Raw genomic sequence first — 22,729 nt, 5'->3', positions numbered from 1 at the left:
GCGTCGTCACTGTTTGGAGTGATCGTGAGAGCGGCATTCCTCGTGATCTTGAACTCTGCGACGAGATACCGGAGTTCACCTGGAAGGCCGTGAGGATGAGCTGCTCTCGCAGGCCGCCGCTCGGGCACTGTCATCTCTGAAGGGGTGGGGTCGGTCAAGAGGGTGTCCTGTCCGTTGTGCTCCCGGACTCATCGTCGATCACGGTCGGCCTCGAGTTTGACGGCAAGCGGCTGATCGTCGGTTGTTCGCGTCAACACCTCGCTGAACTGGCTGAGCAGTACAAACATCGGCCGTTCGTGGACGCCGAACTCTGGCAAGGAAAGATCGCCCGGGCGATGCAACAGCATCCGGACGGCGTCCGCCCCGAGGACCTGGCCGAGGAGACCGGCCTGAGCCTGCAGCAGATCGAGGCTGGCGTGACGTGGCGGAGCATTGACTTCCAGCACCGGCACCAGCAGTTCGGGAAGAAGGACAGCCCGGATGCAGAGAATTAGCTTGAGGCACGAGTACGGGAAAATTAATCCGGCCTCGCTTGCGCCCACAATTGGGTTATCGAGACCGGGCGCCGCCGCCTCGCCAACTACGTGGCCAGAACGCGAGGCGGCGGCGCAGCGGTAGGGTGCCAGAGCGGCCAGTGGCCCGGAACCCCGCCGTAGCGTTCCGCCGCCACATCGGCAAAGCAACGGCAGATTCACCGCCCTCAGCCTAATCACCGGTCGGTATCACTATCCGGCAGACCCGCCAGAGAAGTCCATCGTCTGGCCGCCCCCTCGCGCACCGGAAAAAGGTGGTGACCTGGCGGAGGTGGAGGGGGACGGCGGAAGTGCAAAGCGGCTCTGATCAACATTTCGAGATCGCCGAGCGTAACCGTTCAGCTGATCGATCATTGAACGGAATGATCGTCCGTTGACATGTCCGCAGCCTTTTGGAGGTCCCGTCCGCTATGTGGGTTCAGCCCGGGGCGCTCTTGTGGGCTGCAGCTCTGGTCGAACGCGTTGACGGCTCTCTTTTCGGGTTGGCCTGCCGCTGGGTGTGGTTGCCGCGGGTAGGGGTCTATCCAGTCATGGTGGTGAGGGGGGCGAGGGCGGGGGCGAGTTGGATGCCGGGGGCCAGGCCGAGGGCGGTGAGGGCGTCGGGTAGGCCGCGTCCGGTGCGGGTGGCTTCCACGGTGTTGGGGGCGGCGAGGGGGCGGCAGCTGGCGGCGATGATGTCGAACAGGTGCTGTACCCGGCCGGGTCCGCGGGGCAGCAGTTGGCCGTGGAAGTTTTCGTGGTGGGCGAGGACGAGGGCGGCAAGTCCCGCGAGGTGGGCCGAGGCCGCGTGGGTGCCGTCGAGGGTGGTGTAGCCGCCGTCGGGGGCGCAGGACAGGACGGCCACGCCGGGAGCGGTCGCGTCGATGCCGGGGCCGTGGCTGCTGAACGGGGCGGCGAAGAGGCCTTCTGGGGTGAGCGGCGGTCCGGTGTGGCTGGCGTGGGAGGTGTCGGGTGGGCAGGTGCCCAGGGCTCCGAGGGCGCCCACGGCGAACACGGTGGGCAGGCAGGCGGGGAAAGTGACCGGCCCGCCACTGTCGCCTGCCGGGGCGATGCAGGCGATGCCCGCCGCGGTCGCGTCGGCGAGTTTGCGGGAGACCAGCGCCGAGGGGTAGGGGCTGGTCACGGCGATGTGGGCGATGTCGACTTCACGCTCGATGCAGTGGTCGAGGGCGGCGATCAGGTCGCTGAAGTGGCCGTCGGGCATGACCTGGCAGGCCTCGAGTTCGGCGTCGACGGCGATGCCGAGGATGCCCTTGCCGGTGTCGGCGCCGGCGATGATCCCGGCCACGTGGGTACCTGTGCCGACCGCATCGTGCGCCCAGCCCTCAGTGGTGCCGTGCACGAGGTCGGCGCCGGAGCGGACCCGCTGCTTCAGGTCGGGGTGATCGACGCTCACCCCGGTACCGATGACGGCGATCGTGATGCCGAAGCCGCGGAAGGTGGGGGGCAGCCGGTCCAGCCGCATGGCCTGCTGACCCCACCCGTACTGTGGGCGTTCGTCCAGTTTCGGATACACCTGGGCCAGCGGGGTGAGCGTGACGAGGTTTTCCTCGGTTGCCGACAGGGTGGGGCGGTGGATCCAGCGGTCGGTGTAACCGGTCCGTGGGCGGACGTAGAGGGCCTGGATGGACTGTTCGGTCTCCGTGGCCAGCATGATCGTGGCGGTCCCGTCGGCGGCGGTGATGCCCTGGCCCGGCCAGGTGGCGCCGATCAGGAACACGCCCGCGCCGGCCAGTGGCTCGCCGTCCGGGCCGCACACCCGCAACATGATCTCCACCGGCTTTTCCAGCGGCACGACCAGCCCCGGATCACGCAGCACCGGCATCCCCAAGGGCGGCATGGCGGCGGGGCCGGTGCCGGTGCCGGACAGCGGCAGATCCGGTTCGATGTGCACGTGCAATGTCCGCATCGCCGGCAGCTGTGCCTCGGCTGCCTCGACGACCGCGATCTGAGGGCAGGAGGGCTGCACTCCGGCCGACTGCAGCTTCTCCGGCGGCTGCAGCCGCCGCCGCACCGTGACATCGGGCATGCTCTCCAGCCGGTCACACACCGCGTCCATGCTCAGCTCGGACACTCCCGGGGGAAGCAGATGCTGCGGCAGCGGAGTCACCATGTACCGCTGCCGACGCGACTGCACCTCAACCGGTGACGGTGTGCCTTTCCGGCGGGGTGCCGCTTCTTTTTCCTCGGGGCCCTGACCGGCGGCCCCCGTTCCCTCGGATTCGCTCTGGCGGCTGTTTCGGGGCTTGTTTCCGGGCCTGTCCTTCACCATCACGTCTACCTTCACCACGCCTGTGTCGGTCTTAAGTGCTTCTGATCCGGATGACGGGCGGATCGCCGCTTTTAACGGTAATGCGGTGTGCCCAGGATCAACTCCTGGCCACACCGCATCGCGCGCCGCCGGCAATTCAGCTGATGCCGAAAGGCTGACCCATCTGACCAAAGCCGGACTGCTGACCCTGCTGGCCGAAGCCGGGCTGCTGGCCGAACGACTGCTGGCCGAAGCCGCCGCCCCACTGCTGCTGGCCCTGACCCTGCTGACCCTGCTGGCTGTGCTGCAACAGCGCCAGGATCGCGGTCGGCAGTGCCTGCTGAACCGACTGCTCCACAGCACTGCGCACGCCCTGGATCAGCGTCGTGTGCAGCGCGACAGCCAGGTACGGGTGCGCCTGCTGCTCCAGACCCTGCTGCTGCAGCTGCTGCTGCACCTGCTGGATCTGCTGCAGCGTCTGCTGCATACGCTGCGCGATCTGCTGACCCGCCTGCTGACACGCCTGCTGGATGGACTGCTGGACGACCTGCGCGAGCTGCTGCTGCGCCCCGCCCGTCTGCTGCCCGAACTGCTGCAGAGGCTGGGTCCCGGTCATCACCGACATGAAGGCTCCTTCGACGCCACGGAAGACCAACATAAGGGATGATGTTGGTCTTTTCGGAACGATTCCGACGCGCTGAAGCTAAAGCGGCATCGCCCCGACCGCAAACGGACGAGCCGCCCAGGACAGAGGAATCCCCCCGATCGGATCCGACAACCGGCCAGCCCGCGTTGCCGGCCAGGTGCCCGACGTCGGCCATCCCGAACAGCCACCAGCGCGACCCATGCAAATGCGCCCCGACAAGGCCCCGAGAGCCAGCGCGCCTTTGATCAGCTGGACATGAGCGAGGCTGGGACCTGGGGGAATTAGGTAAAGTCCAGCCGACAGGGCTACGTGGCCATCGTCAGCGACTATCCAGTCCGATCGACACGCCCGGTACATCATCGAGCATCACAAAGAGAGCGCATAGATTGGGCTGGGGGCCATACTGTATTGCGCAAGGCGCGGTAAGCACGCCCTGACCAGTCTTATTGGTCTTGGCTCCCGTGGCCTTCGGGGTAAATGGGATATGGGGTAATTGGCAGCCCAACGGTTTCTGGTTCCGTTAGTTCAGGTTCGAGTCCTGGTATCCCAGCCAGCGCGGGCGCGCCCAACACGGGAGGCGCCGACAACTTCAGAAGAGCCCGCTTCCAATGGTCCCGGACGCGTCAGCGCGGCGGCCCGGCACACTCTGCTCGAAACCGATGACGGACGGTGTATTGCTACCTGGGGCATCTTCTGCAGCGCACCGCGAGGTGCCGCATCCTGGTCGATGGACGGCTGGCCGGTGGTAGTGCATGAACCGTCGAGGCCGTCCGGAGGACGGCGGGTAACTCATCAGTGCGACGGGCGTGAAGTGACGCTCGGTTTTGCCCACTCCGATCCGATCATGATCTCGTCGTGTTCCTCGAAGCCGCCGGTATCCCCGACCCGGAGGCAGCACTCGATGCACCAGAGGGGGCGGGTGGCCGGAGCAGGCCGTCGGGCGCAGGCTGGGAGTGGCCGCCGGAGAGGAGGCCGGCGCGGCGGCCGGACAACTCCCGCAGGGCGGGGAAGAGGTCCAGGGCTTCAGCGATGGCCTCCTTGCCGTCGGGGCGGCCGTCGGCGACGAGTTGGAGGTTCTCGGCGGTGGTGAGGTGCGGGAAGGACTGCTGGCCCTGGGGGACGTACGCCATGCCGCGGGCCACCCGCTGGTGCGGGGCAAGGCGGGTGATGTCCTCGCCGTCCAGCCGGATGGTCCCACTGGTCGGCTTGAGCAGGCCCATGGCGGCGCGCAGCAGAGTGCTTTTGCCAGCGCCGTTGTGACCGAGGACGGCCGCGACGCCGTCCCTCGGGACCGAGACGGTCACGCCGTGCAGGACGGTGGTGCGGTCGTAGCCGGCCCGGACAGTGTTGATCTCCAGCATGGGCGTCACGCCTCCTCGGCGACAGAAACGGGAGCGGGCTCGGGTTCGGGCTCGGGCTCGGAGGCGCGGCCGAGGTAGACCTCCTGGACCTTCGGGTCGGCCTGGACCTGGGCGACGGTGCCTTCGCTGAGGACCTTGCCGGCGTGCAGGACGCTGACGCTGCGGGCGAAGGAACGCATGAAGTCCATGTCGTGTTCGATGACGACGACCGTGTGGTCCTCGCTCACCCGCTGCAGCAGTTCGCCGGTGGCCTCGCGTTCGTCGTGGCTCATGCCGGCGACCGGCTCGTCGAGCAGCAGCAGTTGTACGTCCTGGACGAGCAGCATGCCGATCTCCAGCCGGGGGCGTTGTCACGTTGTTGGGGGTGTGGTCGGCTGATGGCGCGTCGGGGCGTGCGAGGGCCCGGTGCGTCCCGTGGTTCAGCCGGAACGTCGCAGGTTGCCCCGTGCGCACTTCGTGCGGGATCCGGGGTCAGCGTTACGCTGTGCATGCATCCCTTTTGAGAGGGAATGAGGACGATGGCTACGACCGGTGAAGGCTCCTCGTTTGTTGGCCGGGAAGCGGAGCTGGCTGTGTTGGCTGGGTGCGCGCGGAGGGCTCAGTCGCGGCGTGCCGGGGTGGTGCTGGTCGAAGGCGTGGCGGGAGTAGGAAAGACAGCTCTGGTGCAGCGATGGCTGGCGACTGAGGATTCCCGGGGGATGACCGTGCTGCGGGCCTTTTGCGATGCGGATGAGTCGGACTGGGCGTTCGGGGTGGTCGGCCAGCTTGTCAGGTGGGTGCCGCGGAAGGAACTGGAGCGGGAAGCTCTCTTGGGGGGCGGCGGGCCGTTGGCGGGGACGTCGCCTCTGCAGGTGGGTGAGCAGTTGCTCCGGCTGGTGGATGATCTGCAGGAGGCGGCACCGGTCGCGGTGATCGTTGAGGATGTGCACTGGGCAGACTTGGCTTCGCTGCAGGCGCTGGGCTTTTTGCTGCGTCGTCTGGAGGCCGACCGCGTACTCACCGTATTGACCACTCGCCCCCCTGCCCGAGATGACATTCGGAAGCTGGCCGCCGATCGGAATGGGGGCCGTGCAGTGCTCCTGACCGGGTTGAGGGCGGAGCCGGTGGCGGAGCTGGTCCAGGCTGCCACCGGCCGGCAGGTGGACGAGCTGTCGGCACATCGCCTGCAGGAGCACACTGACGGCAACCCCCTCTACCTGCAAGCCCTGTTGGCTGAGGTGCCATCTGATCAGCTGCTGCCCGGTAATCGCAACCTTTCCCTGCCGGTGCCCGGCACCCTGGCGGCTGCGGTTCGCCGGCAACTGAACTCCCTGCCAGCCGACGCCCGGGCCCTAACCGAAGCCGCCGCCGTGTTGGGCACCCGCGTCCCACTGAACCTGGTCGGGCAGATAGCGGGCGTGTCCGACCCGGCGACTAGTCTGCAACCAGCGCTTGCAGCGAATCTGCTGCATTGGTGGCCGCACGAACCAATCTGCCTGGTCATGGTCGCCCACGCCCTACAACGAGAGGCAATCATCGAGGCTTTGGCCCCGGCCAGGCGTCGTGATCTGCACGCCGCCGCGGCCGAGCGAGTCGACAGAGCCGCTTCGTGGCGCCATCGGGTTGCTGCCGGCGACGGCCTCGACGCCCAACTCGCTCGACAATTGGAGCAGGCCGCCAACGAGTGCCTAGCTGACAGCGCCACGGAACGCGCTGCCACCCTCCTCTTGTGGGCATCCGATGTGGCCACCACGCGCACCGAACGCGAACGTCTCTTGCTCACCGCTGCCGCACGCTTGCTCTGGATCATGCGCGTGCGCTCTGTCCAGGCCCTCCTCCCTCGTATCCACAACTGCACCTCCAGCCCGCTTCGTTCTCTCGTGACGGGAAGCTATGCACTGATCAACGGGTCGCTTGACCGGGCCGAAACCGACCTAACCGATGCGCTGAAATGCTCTGAAACCGATCCCTCGCAGCGCTGGGCCCACGCTTTGGCCAGATCGCAGTTGGTAGCGGTGCGCTACTGGCACGGCTCTAGCGGAGCAGAAATCATCGCGCTTGCCCGTCCAGTCCTGGCTCTAGGCGGCCTTGATCGCTCTTCGGCTAATAAGGCAAAGTGCTATCTCTTTCTCGGGGAGCTGTTCCAGTACGGGCCTCAGGCAGCACTGGAAGAATTGATTCGCCTTACCCGCCTACCGAAGGCACCGGAGGTGACCGCGCATGACGTGTGGTTGTTGATATTCCGCGGTATGGCGCACATGCTTTGCGGCATGCCCGCAGCAGCAAGAGAGGATCTCTTGCAAGCGCGGCGGCTAAACGACAGCGGCGCCAGTCAAGGAATGGAGGAATACGTCTACACGTTCCTAGCCTTGACCTATTACTGGAGCGGGTCTTGGGGTGACGCAGCCATCAATGCTGATCTCGCGCTCACCGCACTCACGGCTGAGCAGCGCCATTCCTCAGACACAGACGTCTGCGCATATGTGTCATGGGTGTATTCAGGACGAGGAGAGACTCGCCGCACGCAGAACCTGTTGCAGACCGCTGACCGGTACGCACTGCCTTTCAATGCCCACCTCGTCTACATGAGCCGGGCTGTCGACGCCCAAACCCGCGCCGACCACCCGGCCATGCTCAGCGCGATCCAGCACATGCTGACAGCGCCCCCAGGTCCTCTAACCGGCGACCAAGTACTGTGGAAGCCGCTACAGGTCGAGGCCCTTCTGAACACTGAACACCACGACGAGGCGGCGACGGCGCTTACCGAACTGCAGACCTTGACCCGCACATACCCCTCGCTGGGCCTGGCGGCGGCGTGGCTGTCCGGGCGAATGGCGGAAGTTCGTGGCGACACCGTCGCCGCCCAGACCGCTTACGAAGCAGGGCTCGCACTCCCGAGCACCCCTGATAAGCACGTCCTCCACCAGGCTTTTCTCGAACACGCTTACGGTCGCTTCCTGGCTACGCAGGAACTATCCAAACGTGCCCGCACTTGGCTCATGCGCGCCCGTGATCGCTACGCGTCGATGGCAGCCGCGCCTTTTCAGAACCGATGCGAAGCCGACCTTGCCGCAATCGGTGGAATCGTCACTCCCCGGAGTCACGCCGAAGACCTAACTAGCCTGACCGACCGAGAACGTGACATCGCTCACCTTGCCGGCCAAGGCCTCACCAATAAAGAAATCGCCAAACACCTAATCATCAGCAGTAAAACTGTAGAACATCACCTCGGTCACGTCTACACCAAGCTCAACCTTAGTGGCCGTCGCCAACTCCGTGGCGGGATCCGCCAGCCCGAATCGAAGATCCTGGGCTAACGGGAAGATTGACGTCACGCCGCAGAGCAGGAGACTGGACTCGCCCGGCTGTTTCAATCCAGGAGCCTTTTCCATGTGTACGGCCTGCGGGTGAAGCGGTGACGTCGTATTGACGCTAGCGTGACAAACGGGGCATCCCGCTGGTTGGGCGAGTCGCTAAACATCAGCCTCACCTGCGGAGATGCCCCGTGTTCTCCTATCCTGCCGCATGCGACGTCGAGGAAGAGCTCCTGGAGCTGGTGACGATGGTGATCGCCGCGTGTGACGGCGACCGCGCGTGCAAGCTGCGTCCGTACGACCGGCGGGGGACCAGGCGGCCCGGCACAAGGCCAGCGCGTCCTGGCCGAAGACCTGGGCGAGTCGCTCCCGCTTGGTCTTCGACGACGGCATCGTCCACCCATCGACGCGCGGCCCGTAGCGTCCGGCGAACTCGGCGACGTCGATCACCCCGGCCGGCCAGGACGGTGCCGCCACCGCCAGAGCCTCCAGCGCCGCCCGTACGCTCTCCCCGGCCGGCTCGGTGCGGTTCAGGTCACGGACCGCGCTGATCACATGGGTGGAGTCGGTGCGCTGCTTGCCACCGGCCTTGACCAGCCCGGCCTCGCGGCAGTGCTCCAGCAGCCGGTCGAAGAGCACCCGTTCCGTCCCGTCACCGGCCAGCCGGGCACGGAACCTCGACAACGCGCAGAAGTCGAAGCCGGTATCGGACAGTTCCGCGCCCAAGGCGTACTTCCAGGACAGCCGGTCCCGCGCCGCCTCCGCGGCCTGTCGGCCGGTGAGATTCTCGGTGAACTGCAGCACCGTCACCAAAGCGAGCAGGGCCGGGGCCCGGGCAGGAGCACCACGGCCGGGAAACGCCCCGGCAAACAACGCGTCATCGAAGACCTCGGCCAGGTGGTCGCGGACCCGCATAGGAAGGCTTCCGTTCGCTGGATTCTCAGTGAATCGCAGTGATTCGCCCATTGCTGGACGAAGGTCCCCGTCTTACCCGGGCAGGGGTCGCCCGGTGCGGGGTAGACGCTTCATGGCCACCTGCCCCGCCAGGCGGGGTCTTACGGTCGGCTCCACGTCCGTTTACTGTCTCCGGGCCACTCCCGGCGACGTGCCGCTTCACGAGTGCGGCGAGGTTGAGTGCGGCATTCTCATCCCGGTCCAGGACCAATCCGCAGTCTTCGCAGATGTAGGTGCGTACCCGCAGCGGCAGCTTGGGTTTCACGTTGCCGCAGGCACTGCACGTTTTCGAGCTGGGGAACCAGCGGCCGGCGACTTCGAGCCGTCCGCTGTTCCAGGCGGTCTTGTAGGCGAGTTGCCGGCGGATCTCACCGAACCCGGTATCCGCGATCGAGCGGGCCGGCTTCCGGTTCTTCACCATGCCGGCGACGTTGAGGTCTTCCACCACCACGGTGCCGTACTCCCCGGCCAGGGAGGTGGTGAGCTTGTGTATGCCGTCCCGGCGCAGCGCGGTGACGCGGTGGTGCACGCGGTTGCGCTGGGCGTCGGCGCGCTTCCACCGGTTCGAGGGCTGCTGTCCGGTGCGCCGGTCGGGCCCTTGGCGGCGGGAGACCGTACGGGACAGGCGGCCCAGCTTCCGCTGTGCTTCGGCCAGGTGCTTCGGGTTCTCGGTGGCCGGGCGCCCGTCGGAGAACACCGCGAGGGTCTTCACCCCGAGATCGACGCCGATCACCGCATCCGGCCGGGTGGGCGTACGCTCCGCGCGCTGGACTTCCACGATGAAGGAGACGAACCAGCGTTCGGCCTCCTGCCCGACGGTCGCGGACTTGATCCGCGCGCTCCCCGCCTCGATGAGGCGGCCGAGCTTGCATGTGGACTCGTGTGTCCTGATCCGCCCCAGCACGGGCAGCACCACATGCATACGCCCGTCCAGCCGGATCACACCCGTGGTGAACCTGACCGAAGGCGTGGCCTTCCGCTTCGGCTTGAAGCGCGGGAAACCCATCCGCGGGCCCCTGCGCCTGCCCCGCTTGGAATCGGCCCAGTTCTTCAACGCAGACGCGAGCCGGTCAAGACCGGTGGCGTACGCCTCCTTCGAGCACGCCGCCCACCAGGGGGCAACGGCGTCCTTTGCCTGATTCCACGCCTTGCGCAGCCAGTACATCGACCACGACACCGTAGGCGTCAACTCCGCCTCGGCAATGCCGTAGGAGCGTTCCGCCTCACGCTGGGACAAGTTCGCCTTCACCACGGCCAGACCCCAGTTGTAGGCGACACGAGCCGCACCGGCATGCCGGAACATCGCACCGGCCTGACGCGGCGTCGGGTCCAGCGCAAACCGGTAGGCATGCGTCGTGATCACCCCAAGAACCGTACCTGCCCCCGCTGACAACCCGACACCAGCAACCCCAACGATCAAGAGAACCTGACGAAGGCCGAGATTCACTGATGGACTCCACAGCAGCTAGTAGCCCCTGGGAAAGGCGGCACGGGCCGTACGCACCGTCTGTTCCGGAATGGGCGGCAGACCTCCAGGCCGCATGGACACCGCACCGACCCCCTGCGGCCGGGACAGACAGAACGACCGCACCAACGATCATGCCGGACAGCCCCAGACCGCCGCAGGCAATTCAGCAACGGAGTCGACCTGCCACGGCCTGAGCAACCGCCGCTGCCTACCTTCCCCTGTCCTTAAACGATCACGCCCCCGACAACGTGACTGTGAGGATGGTGGGGTGCCGCTTCGGGCGGTGGCCTGACCCGCAACGTGACTGGCCTTGTGCCTTGGTGTTGATCTGTCGGCCGCCTGCTCGGAGTGGTACCTGCTGCCGCCGGGCAGGGGACGTGTCCCGTTAGGGGCCTTCGCGACAGGCACCGTCACAGTCTTGACCTCCCCGCCCCGGCGGCTGGCCACCGATTCCCGAGGCGATCAGGAGACAGGCGACCTTGCCCAGCATCACGCACCCCAGTGAAGCTTCCCCTTGATCGTGGACACCTGGAGACTGGGACCTGAGGTTCCAGAGGAAGTAGCACCAGGTGGGAAACAAGTACACGAAGCGGTACACCGAGGAGTTCCAGCGGGACGCGATCGCGCTCGTCGACTCCTCGGGCAAGACGGTCACCGCCGTTGCCCGGGAACTCGGCATCGGCTCCGAGTCTCTGCGCGGCTGGTACCGCAAGGCCAAGGCGGACCGGGGCGAGGACGGGTCCGGCGAGCTGACCAGCGCCGAGCGCGAGGAACTCAAGCGGCTACGCAAGGAAGTTCGCGAACAGCAGCAGACGATCGAGATCCTGAAAAAAGCGACCGCCTTCTTCGTGAAGGACAACGACCGGTGAGCGAGTTGTACCGGTTCATCCACGCGGAGAAGGCGAACTACCCGATCGTCCAGGGGTGTCAATCCCCTCGAAGTGTGGAGATCTTCTATGCGGCCAGCTCCAGGTCGGAGTTGGGCCGGTGGTCTTGTTCGTAGTCGATCGGGCTGCGGTACCCGCACACGCTGTGTAGTCGGTAGGTGTTGTAGAAGCCGGTGATCCAGGTGGCGATCTTCAGCCGGGCCGCGGTGCGGGTGGCGAAGGTGCGCCGGTGGACGTACTCGACCTTGAGCACGCTGTTGAACGCCTCGCTGACGGCATTGTCGAAACATGAACCGACGCGTCCCATGGACTGGACCACGCCGAGTTTCCGGCAGGCCCGCTTGAAGCGGCGGGAGACGTACTCGCTGCCGCGATCACTGTGAAAGATCACGCCCTTCACGTCGCCGCCGCGGGTGGCGGCAGCCATGTTCAGGGAGGCGACGACGAGTTCGGCGTCGTGGCGCTCGCCCATCGCGTAGCCGAGCAGACGACGCGAGTACAGGTCGATCACGGTGGCGAGGTAGAGCTTGCCCTCGCCGGTGACGATCTCGGTCATGTCGCCGCACCACACCTGGTCCGCTGCGTCGGCGGTGAAGTCGCGGCGCACGAAGTCCGGGGCCGCCGCCCGCCTGCCGGGCCGGGTCAGGCCACGGCGCCGGCGGATCCTCCGTCCGGCCAGACCGAGCTCGGCCATGACCTTCGCGACGGTGTTCACCGAGACCTTCCAGCCCGCGCGCACGAGCGTGATCCAGATTTTCGGGGAGCCGTAGGTGCCACCCGAGCCCTCGAAGATCCGCTCGATCTCGTCGGCCAGCCGCTGCCGCCGACTCTCACGGGTGGTGGCCGGCTTGTCCCGCCATTTATAGAACCAGGACTCCGACACCCCCAGGATGCGGCAGGTGAGACGGTGCGGGATCTTGTGTTCGGCCCTCTGGGAACCGATGAACGCGGCCAGCTCGGCCGGCGCCCGCTCGGTCATTTCACCCAGAGGGCCATGCATCGCTTGAAGACATCACGCTCCATCTCCAGCTCGCGGATGCGCTTGTTCTTCTCGCTCATCTCCCCGCGCAGCCGTTCCAGCTCGGCACGCTCACTCTCGCGCAGCCGGCCACTCCCCTCAGCCGCCGGTACCCGCCGGTCAGAAGACGGCGAACCGTTGCGTCGCCAACGCGAGACCCAGCTGTGCAGCGTCCCGGGGTGGACCCCGAGTTCCTCGGCGACCTCAGGAATCGGCTTCCCGGTCTCGATCACAATGCGTACAGCACCCTCGCGGAACTCAGCGTTGTACGGCTGTTGCTTGGACCCCATGAACCTCAGCTTCCTCTGCAATCACGGGCTCCACGGTACGAGGGGAGGCACAGGGGCGATGCGTTCTCAGGCTGTGAGTCGGGGCATGGCTGTTGCGTGCTGGGGCGTGACCGGTAGTGATCGGCTGCGGTGGCGATGTTGGTCCAGCCTGCTTGGCGTATGAGTCCGATGGCCAGGTTGCGCAGGGTGGCCATGGCGCGGGGTGCGGAGCCGGTGCGTATGCGCGAGGCGTCCTCGCCGAACGTCACGTCTCTGCCGTGGTGCAGGGCCTCAACTGACCAGTGATTCTGGATGAGTTCGGCGAGTTGTGTCGGGCTGGCCTGTTCGGGCGGGAGGCTGGTGATGGCGTGGACGGTCTTCGTTTCGGCCTTGCCGGTCTTGCGGTGGGTGCGGCGGCGCTTGACCTCCATGGCCTGGACGGCGTGCGGGAGGAGCAGGCCTGGACGGACGGTGCAGACCTTCAGGCGGCGGACCTTGCGGCGGCCGTGCCCGGTACCGGTGGTGCGGGCCTGCAGGGGATTCTGCTTCCAGGGCAGGCGCTGCAGCTGCTTGCGGAGCTTCTTCTGGTTTCCGTTGACCACCAGGACGTAGTGGCCGCCGGCGGCCATGGCGTGCTCGGCGTGGGCGCGCTGAGTGTGCATCGCATCGGCGGTGACGACGACGCCGCGCAGGTCGATCCGGTCCAGCAGTGGGGCGAGGGCGGGTATGTCGTTGCTCTTCGCGGTGATCCGGCGCTGGGCGATCACGGTCTGGCAGGCGTGGAACGCGGCGGCGAGCAGGTGGACGGCCGTGCCGTCGGCGCGGGATCCGCGCACGGCCTGGCCGTCGACGGCCAGGCCGGCCAGGGTGTCGCCGTCTTCGTCGACCGGGTCGGTGGCGTACCGGGCGAGCCGGGCGCCCACGGCGTCGTCCTGGGCGTCGCCGTTCAGGGCCGGGGAGGCGTCCCGGTGTGGAGGCGTTCGTCGTGCTGGAGGTCAGCCCGAGTTGTTCGCGCAGGCCGTAGTCGGTATCGGCGGCGAAGCGGGCGATCGCGGCCAGGGACGTGGCTCCGCCGAGGACGGCGACCAGGCACAGCCCAAGCAGGGAGCCCAGGCGGTAGCGGCGGCCCCGGACCCGGCGGGGATCGGGTATCCGCCCCAGCACGTCGGCCAGGGAGGTGAACTGCTGCGGATCCGGGCAGGCAGAGTCGATGTCCTCGCAGTGGCGCTGCAGGACACCGATCAGGAAAGATGGCACCCGAACGCGACCCCTGTTCGTGATCAAAGGCTTCGCCAACCTTGATCATCAGGGGTCGCGTCTCTCGTTACCGAACCGGGCGAACCGCACGCAGCGGCCCGTACACAGGCGATCAGCTCATCTCGCCAGCTGAGAACACATCAGCCCTGGGGCCGGGGCGGATCCGGCGGGCTTGGTGCTGGTCATGAGGGGGTGGTTCTCCTGTCGTGCCCTCTCAGGCAAACCCACCGAAGCGGGGCGTCTCACCAAAGGCTGACAGAGAGGGCCGCGCAGATGGTGAACACCGGCCGCCGCCACTGGCTCCGCTTCACGGCCCGATGGCCCTGGACCGAGGCCATCACTCACGCGATCGCCAGGCTCCACATCCTCCCGAACCCCGGCTGACCAGCCACTTCCACCATCCCGACAACCCCCACCACCGCACCGGCGAAGTGGAACCCGGCGCCCACCCGACGCGAGAGCCGGGCCCTCCGCCTGCCCCAGCCCCGAAAACACCCCACCGCACAGACACAAAGTCCCCGTCAGCAAGCTGACGGGGACTCATGAATGATCGAGGTTAACGTCCACTCACACCACTGTCTCGAAACCGAGAGATCGCACTCTGCGTGTTGCTGAGCTGGAGCTCACGTATTCCGCTAACTTTACTCCAGACGTGACGTCGGCGTGGTCTGGAACGGCCTTTCTCTCCGCGCCTCGAGAATCGGTTGGAGGATTTCTTGCGACAACGTAACGGTATGCCTAAAGAGCCGCAGCGGCTTACTCGGACAATTGGCGTAGGAGGGGCTACAGCTATCACGCTGTCCGTTATTAGCCCTGCGATTGCTGTTTTCGTGGTTGCATCAGTAGTGGTCACGGGGGCAGGTTCTGGATCGGTGTGGTGCTTCCTCGCAGCTGCACTTGTTGGTATCTGTCTGGCTTTTTGCTACGCAGAACTGGCTGCGGCCTTCCCCTCCGCTGGAGGCCCGTATGTCCTCGTCGGACGCGCCATGGGTCCAGCGGCGGGATTTGCGATGCTTGCTCTCGCTGTACTCCAATTTGTAATTCCTGCCATTTTGGCGCAGGGTGCGGCCAGCTACCTCGATGCCGTCATTTCAGGAGCAGGCTCACGTTTCACTTCTGCGGCACTAATCATTCTAGCGTCCTTGATCTCAATGTGTACAATCAAAGTAAATGTCTTTGTTACTGGAGCATTCCTGATCCTAGAGATTGCATTGCTGGCAAGCCTCTCGATTCTCGGATTCGTCCACGTTCACCGGCCGCTGTCAAGCGTGCTGACACACCCTCAGGTAATCGCCCCGGACGGGGCACTGAGCGGTACGTCCTTCAATGTCATCCTCACTTTCACTGCAGTTGCCCTATTCGCCTACGGCGGCTATGAAACCCCTGCCTACCTTTCCGAGGAAACCAGGGGTTCGAGCCGCAATGTGGCGTGGGCCATCTTGCTGTCGTTCGCTATCACCGTGATTGCCGAAGCAATTCCTGTAACGGCAATCGTCGTCGGGGCCCCATCTCTGGTGGAACTCGGCCAGTCGGAATCTCCCATTACCTACTTTCTCTCCTCCGTATCTGATCCATGGTTTCATGACATGGTCAGTATCGGAGTAGCGCTGGCAGCTTTCAATTTGCTTGTTGGTGTGCTCATCCTCCTGAGTCGCCTGCTGTACGGTACGGCACGTGACCGGGCTTGGCCTGATCCGGTTAGGCGAGGCATGGTCCGGCTGCACCCGAAGTACGCGACACCGATCACAGCGAATATCGCCAGCACAATTGTGGCGCTCGGATTCCTCTTTGTCCCGCAAAGCGGCCTGATCCAGTTCATTGGTGCAAGCGCTACTTTCGCCTATATCTTGGTTGCCTTGGCAGCGCTAGTCGGACGGCTACGCCACCGCACTGACCGCAGCCCTTACCGTATGCCGCTCTGGCCGCTTCCACCCTTGCTGGCCCTTGTCGCCCTCGGATACGTGATCAAGACGCAGACCGCCGCGAACCTATTGTGGCCCCTGGGTCTCATGACGGCAGCCATCCTCTATTACCTACTTCACCTGCGCTCGCGCGACGATCGTTGGCTGCTAACGAGTCCTGAAAACGATAGGAACACCCCGCCGCGGCAAGGCACTGGCGACAACTGACAGTGAACCTCTTTCATCCTGTGCCGTGGGGATGAAATGGGCTGGTCAGCAACCCAGCGCACCTTCGGTGCGCGCCGGGGGCGTGGTAAATGGTGTGGTGTGCTGCGGGTGCTTCTCGCGCGCTCTGCCGGGTTGGTGCGATGGCCGCGAGCATGATCGTGGGCTGGTCGTTCCGGTCGAAACCGACTCCTCTGTGATGCTGTGCAGCTCGTTGGTCAGCATGGTGCTGAGGGCCGTCCACGGGAACCGTGGAGTGTTGCTGTGAGCACGGGTGTCAGATTCCTGATTTGCCCTGGCCCTCCCGGAGCGGGCAGTTCCTGTGGACTGTCTGCTCGGCCGGAAGGGGAACGGGACCATGGATGTGCTGCACGAGCGGTGCGCGGGGATGGATATCAGCAAGAAGGACGCCAAGGTCTGCGTGCGGACGCCGGGTGGCAAACGCCGGGGAACGTTCACCAGTGAGATCACTACCTGGGGTGCGACCACCAACTCGGTCCTTGAACTGCGTGATCATCTGGTGGCGGCAGGCGTGACGCTGGTAGTGATGGAAGCGACGTCGGACTACTGGAAGCCCTTCTACTTCCTGCTCTCCGAGGACTTGAATGTGATGCTGGTCAACGCGCGGGAGGTCAAGAACCTGCCCGGCCGCAAGACTGATGTCTCGGACTCGGCCTGGCTGGCCCAACTCGGGGCGCACGGCCTGGTGCGGGCTTCGTTCGTGCCGCCGCAGCCGATCCGCGAACTGCGGGATCTGACCCGGATGCGCACTCAACTCACCCGCACCCGCGGACAGATCGTCCAGCGGCTGGAGAAGATGCTGGAAGACTCCGGGATCAAACTCTCCGCGGTCGCCGCCGACATCATGGGTGTCTCCGGCAGGGCGATGCTGGAGGCTCTGATCGCCGGTCAGGACGACCCGCACGCGCTCGCCGACCTGGCCAAGCGTCGCCTCCGCAACAAGATTCCCGAGCTCACCGAGGCATTGACCGGGCGTTTTCGCGAACACCACGGCTTCCTGGCCCGCGTCCACCTCGACCACTACGACCACCTCACGACCGCGCTCGACACGCTGAACACGAGGATCGCGGAGGCGATGTCTCCCTTTCGGCCCGTCCTGGAACTCCTGGACACCATCCCGGGTGTCAACCAAACCACCGCCGAAGTGATCGTCGCCGAGACCGGCGGCGACATGAGCCGCTTCGCCAGTGACAAGCATCTCGCCTCCTGGGCCGGCGTCTGCCCCGGCCATCACTCCTCCGCCGGCCGGAGCAAGACCACCAAGGTCCGGCCCGGAAACCCGCATCTCAAAGGCGCCCTGGGCCTGGCCGCGTTCGGTGCGGTGAGAACCAAAGACACCTATCTCCAGGCCCGCTACCGACGCCTGACCGCCCGCCGGGGCCCGATGAAGGCCCTGGTCGCCATCGAACACTCGATCATCACCGCGATCTGGCACATGCTCACCGACCAACGGCCCTACCACGAACTCGGCGGCACCTACTTCACCCAGCGCGACCCCGAACGCGCCGCCCGCAAAGCAGTCGGCCAGCTCAACCAGCTCGGCTACCGGGTCACCCTCGACCCGATGAACAGCGCGGCCTGAAACTCCGTCCACCCAGACACCGGACGGCCCTCGCATCACCACCGCCCGGTCACCACCCCTGCCCGAAAACGCCCTGACCTGCATGTATTTACGTGTCAGGTGGGGTGACATGGCGAAGCCCCTCGTCGTTGGTGTGGTGATCTCACTCAGCACGCCATCGGCCGGGGGGCTCTCTTGAAAATCACCTGCGGGCTCCCGCGTTAGCCCAGGTCAAGCGACTGGTGGAGCGTGATGGTGACGTCGTGGCCGAGTGCCGCGAGTTGGGCGAGGAGGCGTCGTCCACCAGGACCGGGGCCTGGACGTGATCGGCCTCCCAGACCTGGTTCCGCCATCCCCGAGGGCGCGACAAGAACACGTCGTACTTCCGGGCCTCACGCTCACCACCGGCAAGCCCCGCCCGCTCCCCCGGCGTCAGATCACGCCGGATCGCGCGGTGCAGCGTCGCAATGGACGGCGGCAGACCGCCCTCGCCCCTGGCCGCGCGGGCGGTCAACTCACGATGGACAGCAGCGACGTTCCCCTTCCACAGCCCGAGCAGAGCCCGAACCTCCGCAGTGACCGTGAACCGCCCGTGATACCGGGCCCGCTCCCCCGGCGCCGCAGCCGCAGCCTCGTCCTGTTCGGCGGCCGCCAGCCACCGCCACACCGCCCGCTCCCGCACACCCAAAGCATCCGCCGCCACCCTCACATGCCGTGTAGTGAGCTTCCCCTCCCGACGCAAGGCCAGCAGGCGGCGTACCGCCGGCCCCCGCAACGCCCGCACCGACACAGCCAATGCAGCAGCCGAACCGTTGCCCCCTCCTGCAGAGCCCGAATCCCGTGCTTCCTGATCCACCCCACGATCACACCAACCACCCGCCAGCCGGTGGATCAGAACCCACGAAACTGAGACAGCGTCACACCTGCCGCGATAACAGCCCACAACAGCAATCCCCCACCGATCTCTCACATCCATGACAGTGCCCCACCCCTAAAACAACCCCCGACCAGCCACAACACACCCAGGCCCACTGCCTCTCACACCACTGCCCCCAAACCGAAAGATCGCACCAAACGCCTGGGGTAGCACCCAGTCCGACCAGCCCAAGCCGACCACGGCCTCCGGCAGTCCTGTCACCGCCAGTCGCCAAGGCGCGTGAGAGGAAGGCCGTAGAGACCGATCTCCAGGCCGCTTGTCCTGCCCAGCAGGGTGAAACCGGGTACTCCACAGTTTCATCAGATGGTGTGGATCACCCGCCATTTGGCCGTCTCGCCGATCTTCCCCGCCGATGCTCGAAGGGCGCCCGTCGCCATCCGGAAAGCGTTGTCCGTGACCTTGGCATGCCCGGTCGCACGCACAATCCGAACAACAGAGACGAGTCATCGTGCATTTGACTCCGCATGAGCAGGAGCGCTTGCTGATCCACGTGGCGGCCGACGTGGCAGGAAAGCGTCGCGACCGGGGGCTGCGTTTGAACTACCCCGAGGCGATGGCCCTGCTGACCGTTCACGTCTTCGAGGCGGCGCGCGACGGGAAGACGGTCAGCGACATCATGGACTCGGGCCGACGGGTGCTCACACGTGACGACATGATGGACGGCGTCCCGGAGATGATCAAGAACGTCCAGGTGGAGGCGACCTTCCCGGACGGCACGAAGCTGGTCACGATCCATGACCCCATCCCGGAGGCCACGGAGGAACCCGAGGTCTACCCGGGCAAGGTCGAGCACCCTCAGCCGCCCCGCAAGCCAGGCTCCTCGGTCGACTGCGACGACAGCGGCAACTCGTCCGTCAGCTGCGACGAGGACGACGACACAGTCTCCCGGTACGACGCGATCTGCTTCAACGTGCACCTCGACGGGGACACGCAGGGCGTCAACCTGCAGACGGACGCCACCACCTTGCCGGGGCCGGGCAAGACGAAGATCAAGGTGAGGAACGAGTCGGACCGTCCCATTCAGGTCGGCTCCCACTATCACTTCGCCGAGGTCAACCCGGGGCTGAAGGTCGTCAGCGTCGAGGTTCCCGCCGGGCAGACAGTCCCCCAAGACCGCAGCCTCTGGAACTGCGACGCGGCGAGGGGCCGGCGGCTCAACATCGCCGCGGGCACGTCCGTACGTTTCGAACCGGGCGACGAGTGCTGCGTGGAACTGGTGCAGATCCAGGGTGATGTCACGGCCGGCGGCAGCAACACCAGCGACCTCACCAAGATCCAGGGGCTGCGCGAAGGGATCATCCGATGAGTAATCCGCAGGGACAAGGCCGTGGCCAGGCGCCGAAGCCTGGCAAGGGCCGGCTGAAGCCGAGCAATGAGCTGACGCGGGCGGATTACACCGCGTTGTACGGGCCGACCACGCGGGATAGGGTCCGGCTCGCCGACACCGACCTCACGTTGGAGATCGAGGCCGATTGGAGCGGCGGCCCTTCGTACAGCGGCAATGAGATGATCTTCGGTGGCGGCAAGGTGATCCGCGAGTCGATGGGGATGTCGCACCTCGCCAGGGACGGGCGGAACAGCAAAGGCGACGCCACGGCCCACAGGCCCGTGGACACCGTCATCACAGGCGCGCTGATCCTCGACTGGTGGGGCGTGGTCAAGGCCGACATCGGCATCCGTGACGGCAGGATCGCGGCCATCGGCAAGGCGTACAACCCCGAGACGATGGATCCGATTCCGAGCAACAGGTTCGAGATGCCGAACCGTACGACTGTCGGCAATGCGGTGCCGGTTCCGGTGACGCCGGAGAGTTTCGTGGTCGGGCCGAGCACCGAGGTCATCTCCGGCAACGGGCGGATCCTCACCGCCGGTGGCGTGGACACCCACGTTCACTTCATCTGCCCCGAGGAGATCCACGAGGCCCTGGCCTCTGGCGTGACCACCCTCATCGGCGGCGGGACGGGACCGGCCGAGGGCAGTACGGCCACCACCGTGACACCGGGCGCGTGGCACATCAGGCGGCTCTTCGAGGCGCTGGATGAGTTCCCTGTCAACATCGGCCTGCTCGGCAAAGGCAGCACGATGAACAAGCACGAACTCAACGCACAGGTGGATGCCGGTGCCTGCGGCTTCAAGGTCCACGAGGACTGGGGCGCCACGCCCGCAGTGATCGACCGGGCCCTGGACGTCTGCGAAGAGCGCGGCGTCCAGCTCGCGCTGCACGCCGACTCACTGAACGAGTCGGGGTTCCTGGAGAGCACGCGGGCAGCCTTCACAGGCGCCGCCAGGGACGCAGATGGGAAGTTCACGGCGAAGAAGGCGCGCTCCATCCACATCTTTCATGTCGAGGGTGCCGGCGGCGGTCACGCGCCCGACATGATCGAGCTGGTCAAGGACCCGAACGTCCTGCCGGCCTCGACCAACCCGACGCGTCCGCTGACGGTCAACACCGTCAAGGAGCACGTCGACATGATGATCGTGTGCCATCACCTCAACCCGGAGATTCCGGCAGATATGGCCTTCGCCGACTCCCGGATCCGGCCGTCCACCATGGCCGCAGAGGACCTCCTCCACGACATGGGCGCCATCTCGATGATGTCCTCCGACGCCCAGGCTATGGGCCGCATCGGCGAAATGGTCATGCGTACCTGGCAGACCGCGCACGGCATGAAGTGCCGCTACGGGGCGCTGAAGGAGGACCTCGAAGCCGCGAAGGTCCGCACGATCACCGACGACACGGACCACCCCTTCAACGACCAGCAGCTGCAGCCGAACGACAACTTCCGCGCGCGCCGGTACGTTGCCAAGTACACGATCAACCCGGCGATCACCCACGGCATCGCCAAATACGTCGGTTCCGTGGAGACCGGGAAGCTCGCCGACCTGGTGGTGTGGGAGCCGAAGTTCTTCGGCGTCAAACCGCACATGCTCCTCAAGGGCGGCCAGCTCGCCTACGCGCAGGTCGGCGACGCCAACGCGTCGATCACAACGCCGCAGCCCTACCTGCCGCGCCCGGTCTGGGGCTCCACCAGCCGCTCCCCGGGGAAGAACTCGGTGAACTTCGTGGCCGACGAGCAGGTGGCGCTCCGGCTGAACGGCGGGACCGACTCGAACAACACGTACGACGGTCTCGGCCTCGGCAAGAAGTTCGAAGCGATCGAGAGCACCCGGAGCGTCGAGAAGAAGCACATGAAGCTGAACGACACGGTGCCTGACAGCCTCGAAGTCGACCACAACAGCTTCGAGGTCACCATCGGCGGCGCGACCACGAGCGACGCCCGCACCGAACTCAACGGTGCCACCGTGCCGCGCTCTTACGTCACCGAAGTCCCTCTGGCACAGCGGTACTTCCTCTTCTGAATGGCCGCCTGGGCCCCGGGGGGACTTGATGTGCCCGCCCGGGCCACCGCATCACCATCCGACCTGCGAAAGGCAGCCGCTCCCCCATGAGCCGCGCAGCCCTGCTCCTCCTGGCCGACGGCCGCTTCCCCGCTGGCGGGCACGCCCACTCCGGCGGCGTCGAGGCCGCCGTCGCCCACCAAGCCGTCCACGACACCCCCGGCCTGGAGGCGTTCTGCCGCGGGCGTCTGCACACCACCGGCCTGACCACGGCAGGACTCGCCGCCGCAGCCGCTGGCGGATACGACCCGCTGCTGCTCGACGTCGCCGCCGACGCACGCACCCCCGCCCCCGCACTGCGCGCCGTCGCCCGCAGGCTCGGCCGGCAGATGATGCGCGCGGCCCGCGCCACCTTCCCCTCCGACGCACTCGAACGCCTGGCCGCTGCACGTCCCCAGGGCGCCCACCAACCCGTCGTCCTGGGCCTCGCCGCCCGCGCCGCCGGGCTCACCCCGCTGGACGCCGCCTACGCCGCCGCTTATGAGAACGTCGGCGGCCCGGCCACAGCGGCGGTGCGCCTGCTGAGCCTCGACCCGCTCGACGCCTCCGGGCTGCTGGCCCGCCTCGGCCCCGAGACCGACGACGTCGCCCAAGCCGCGGCCGACGCCGCAGCCCGCGCCATGACCGAGGGCCTCGACGCCCTGCCGTCGGCCTCCTCACCCCTGCTGGACATCACCGCAGAGCAGCACGCCGCCTGGACCGCCCGCCTCTTCGCCTCCTGACGACCAACAACCACACTTGAGTCTTT

The 22,729-nt window shown here is 66.3% G+C and carries 16 protein-coding genes, 1 tRNA gene and 4 pseudogenes; 11 read left to right on the top strand and 10 right to left on the bottom strand.

The window, feature by feature from the left end; all coding sequences use genetic code 11:
- The first annotated feature begins 176 nt into the window (after positions 1-176).
- Positions 177-494: a hypothetical protein gene (locus OG331_RS51995; RefSeq protein ID WP_406190396.1), complete on the top strand. Its 318-nt coding sequence runs from the start codon at positions 177-179 to the stop codon at positions 492-494.
- A 559-nt stretch (positions 495-1,053) separates the two neighbouring features.
- On the opposite strand, the gene OG331_RS51990 is transcribed toward OG331_RS51995, so the two are convergent.
- Positions 1,054-2,646, bottom strand: a complete 1,593-nt coding sequence (locus OG331_RS51990; RefSeq protein ID WP_406190398.1) for a S8 family serine peptidase — start codon at positions 2,644-2,646, stop codon at positions 1,054-1,056.
- A 133-nt stretch (positions 2,647-2,779) separates the two neighbouring features.
- Here OG331_RS51990 and OG331_RS51985 point away from each other — a divergent pair, with 133 nt between their 5' ends.
- Positions 2,780-3,451 carry a hypothetical protein gene (locus OG331_RS51985; protein ID WP_406190401.1) on the top strand — a complete coding sequence of 224 codons (672 nt, stop codon included), beginning with the start codon at positions 2,780-2,782 and terminating at the stop codon, positions 3,449-3,451.
- A gap of 457 nt (positions 3,452-3,908) precedes the next feature.
- A tRNA-Gln gene (locus tag OG331_RS51980) sits at positions 3,909-3,983 on the top strand.
- A gap of 394 nt (positions 3,984-4,377) precedes the next feature.
- Here OG331_RS51980 and OG331_RS51975 read toward each other — a convergent pair.
- Positions 4,378-4,791, bottom strand: a pseudogene (locus tag OG331_RS51975) (ATP-binding cassette domain-containing protein); the annotation flags it as partial.
- A 5-nt stretch (positions 4,792-4,796) separates the two neighbouring features.
- Positions 4,797-5,141 (bottom strand): annotated as a pseudogene (locus OG331_RS51970) (ABC transporter ATP-binding protein); the annotation flags it as partial.
- 159 nt (positions 5,142-5,300) lie between these two features.
- Between OG331_RS51970 and OG331_RS51965 the strand changes: the two are divergent.
- Complete coding sequence (locus OG331_RS51965; protein WP_406209537.1) at positions 5,301-8,087, top strand: AAA family ATPase; 2,787 nt, start codon at positions 5,301-5,303, stop codon at positions 8,085-8,087.
- Positions 8,088-8,243: 156 nt separating this feature from the next.
- On the opposite strand, the gene OG331_RS51960 is transcribed toward OG331_RS51965, so the two are convergent.
- Together OG331_RS51960 and tnpB are read right to left on the bottom strand one after the other, a co-directional pair.
- Positions 8,244-8,999, bottom strand: coding sequence for a transposase (locus tag OG331_RS51960; RefSeq protein ID WP_406190407.1), 756 nt, complete (start codon positions 8,997-8,999; stop codon positions 8,244-8,246).
- Between the two features lie 25 nt (positions 9,000-9,024).
- Positions 9,025-10,401, bottom strand: coding sequence for an IS607 family element RNA-guided endonuclease TnpB (tnpB, locus tag OG331_RS51955; protein WP_406190409.1), 1,377 nt, complete (start codon positions 10,399-10,401; stop codon positions 9,025-9,027).
- 674 nt (positions 10,402-11,075) lie between these two features.
- On the opposite strand from tnpB, the gene OG331_RS51950 reads away from it, so the two are divergent.
- Positions 11,076-11,375: a transposase gene (locus OG331_RS51950; RefSeq protein ID WP_406190412.1), complete on the top strand. Its 300-nt coding sequence runs from the start codon at positions 11,076-11,078 to the stop codon at positions 11,373-11,375.
- A gap of 85 nt (positions 11,376-11,460) precedes the next feature.
- Here the strand turns inward: OG331_RS51950 and OG331_RS51945 are convergent, their stop codons facing one another.
- The 4 genes and pseudogenes from OG331_RS51945 to OG331_RS51930 all read right to left on the bottom strand — a co-directional run.
- Positions 11,461-12,372 carry an IS3 family transposase gene (locus OG331_RS51945; RefSeq protein ID WP_406190415.1) on the bottom strand — a complete coding sequence of 304 codons (912 nt, stop codon included), beginning with the start codon at positions 12,370-12,372 and terminating at the stop codon, positions 11,461-11,463.
- Positions 12,369-12,701, bottom strand: a complete 333-nt coding sequence (locus tag OG331_RS51940; protein WP_406190418.1) for a transposase — start codon at positions 12,699-12,701, stop codon at positions 12,369-12,371. The genes OG331_RS51945 and OG331_RS51940 overlap by 4 nt, the downstream gene beginning before the upstream one ends.
- Positions 12,702-12,706: 5 nt before the next feature.
- Entirely contained in the window at positions 12,707-13,603 is an 897-nt protein-coding gene (locus tag OG331_RS51935) for an ISAs1 family transposase (protein ID WP_406190421.1), read from the bottom strand.
- A gap of 124 nt (positions 13,604-13,727) precedes the next feature.
- Positions 13,728-13,844, bottom strand: a pseudogene (locus tag OG331_RS51930) (transposase family protein); the annotation flags it as partial.
- Between the two features lie 827 nt (positions 13,845-14,671).
- On the opposite strand from OG331_RS51930, the gene OG331_RS51925 reads away from it, so the two are divergent.
- Positions 14,672-16,066 (top strand): APC family permease, encoded by a 1,395-nt coding sequence (locus OG331_RS51925; protein ID WP_406190423.1) that lies wholly within the window; start codon positions 14,672-14,674, stop codon positions 16,064-16,066.
- Positions 16,067-16,421: 355 nt separating this feature from the next.
- Entirely contained in the window at positions 16,422-17,666 is a 1,245-nt protein-coding gene (locus tag OG331_RS51920; protein WP_406190426.1) for an IS110 family transposase, read from the top strand.
- Positions 17,667-17,847: 181 nt separating this feature from the next.
- Here the strand turns inward: OG331_RS51920 and OG331_RS51915 are convergent, their stop codons facing one another.
- Positions 17,848-18,327, bottom strand: coding sequence for a hypothetical protein (locus tag OG331_RS51915; protein WP_406190428.1), 480 nt, complete (start codon positions 18,325-18,327; stop codon positions 17,848-17,850).
- 703 nt (positions 18,328-19,030) lie between these two features.
- Here OG331_RS51915 and OG331_RS51910 point away from each other — a divergent pair.
- The 4 genes and pseudogenes from OG331_RS51910 to OG331_RS51895 form a co-directional block, all read left to right on the top strand.
- A pseudogene (locus OG331_RS51910) lies at positions 19,031-19,327 on the top strand (urease subunit gamma); the annotation flags it as partial.
- Between the two features lie 165 nt (positions 19,328-19,492).
- On the top strand, positions 19,493-19,888 hold the full coding sequence (locus OG331_RS51905) for an urease subunit beta (protein ID WP_406209542.1): 396 nt from the start codon (positions 19,493-19,495) through the stop codon (positions 19,886-19,888).
- The gene (locus OG331_RS51900; protein ID WP_406190431.1) at positions 19,885-21,942 is read left to right on the top strand and encodes an urease subunit alpha; all 2,058 of its coding nucleotides are present in this window, start codon (positions 19,885-19,887) and stop codon (positions 21,940-21,942) included. Before OG331_RS51905 ends, OG331_RS51900 begins: the two co-directional genes overlap by 4 nt.
- A gap of 86 nt (positions 21,943-22,028) precedes the next feature.
- The gene (locus OG331_RS51895; protein ID WP_266592331.1) at positions 22,029-22,703 is read left to right on the top strand and encodes an urease accessory protein UreF; all 675 of its coding nucleotides are present in this window, start codon (positions 22,029-22,031) and stop codon (positions 22,701-22,703) included.
- Positions 22,704-22,729: the final 26 nt, after the last annotated feature.

The organism is Streptomyces sp. NBC_01017 (assembly GCF_045162795.1).
GTDB lineage: Bacteria > Actinomycetota > Actinomycetes > Streptomycetales > Streptomycetaceae > Streptomyces > Streptomyces machairae.
Note: the sequence above shows the minus strand (reverse complement) of the source record. Positions and strands in the feature narration are given on the sequence as shown.

What these genes read in the sequence shown, in the direction of transcription:
- OG331_RS51940 (WP_406190418.1), bottom strand. Translation starts at nt 12,701, where the DNA reads ATGGGGTCCAAGCAACAGCCGTACAACGCTGAGTTCCGCGAGGGTGCT.
- OG331_RS51925 (WP_406190423.1), top strand. Translation starts at nt 14,672, where the DNA reads ATGCCTAAAGAGCCGCAGCGGCTTACTCGGACAATTGGCGTAGGAGGG.
- OG331_RS51945 (WP_406190415.1), bottom strand. Translation starts at nt 12,372, where the DNA reads ATGACCGAGCGGGCGCCGGCCGAGCTGGCCGCGTTCATCGGTTCCCAG.
- OG331_RS51895 (WP_266592331.1), top strand. Translation starts at nt 22,029, where the DNA reads ATGAGCCGCGCAGCCCTGCTCCTCCTGGCCGACGGCCGCTTCCCCGCT.
- OG331_RS51900 (WP_406190431.1), top strand. Translation starts at nt 19,885, where the DNA reads ATGAGTAATCCGCAGGGACAAGGCCGTGGCCAGGCGCCGAAGCCTGGC.
- OG331_RS51960 (WP_406190407.1), bottom strand. Translation starts at nt 8,999, where the DNA reads ATGCGGGTCCGCGACCACCTGGCCGAGGTCTTCGATGACGCGTTGTTT.
- OG331_RS51920 (WP_406190426.1), top strand. Translation starts at nt 16,422, where the DNA reads ATGGATGTGCTGCACGAGCGGTGCGCGGGGATGGATATCAGCAAGAAG.
- OG331_RS51965 (WP_406209537.1), top strand. Translation starts at nt 5,301, where the DNA reads ATGAGGACGATGGCTACGACCGGTGAAGGCTCCTCGTTTGTTGGCCGG.
- OG331_RS51990 (WP_406190398.1), bottom strand. Translation starts at nt 2,646, where the DNA reads ATGGTGACTCCGCTGCCGCAGCATCTGCTTCCCCCGGGAGTGTCCGAG.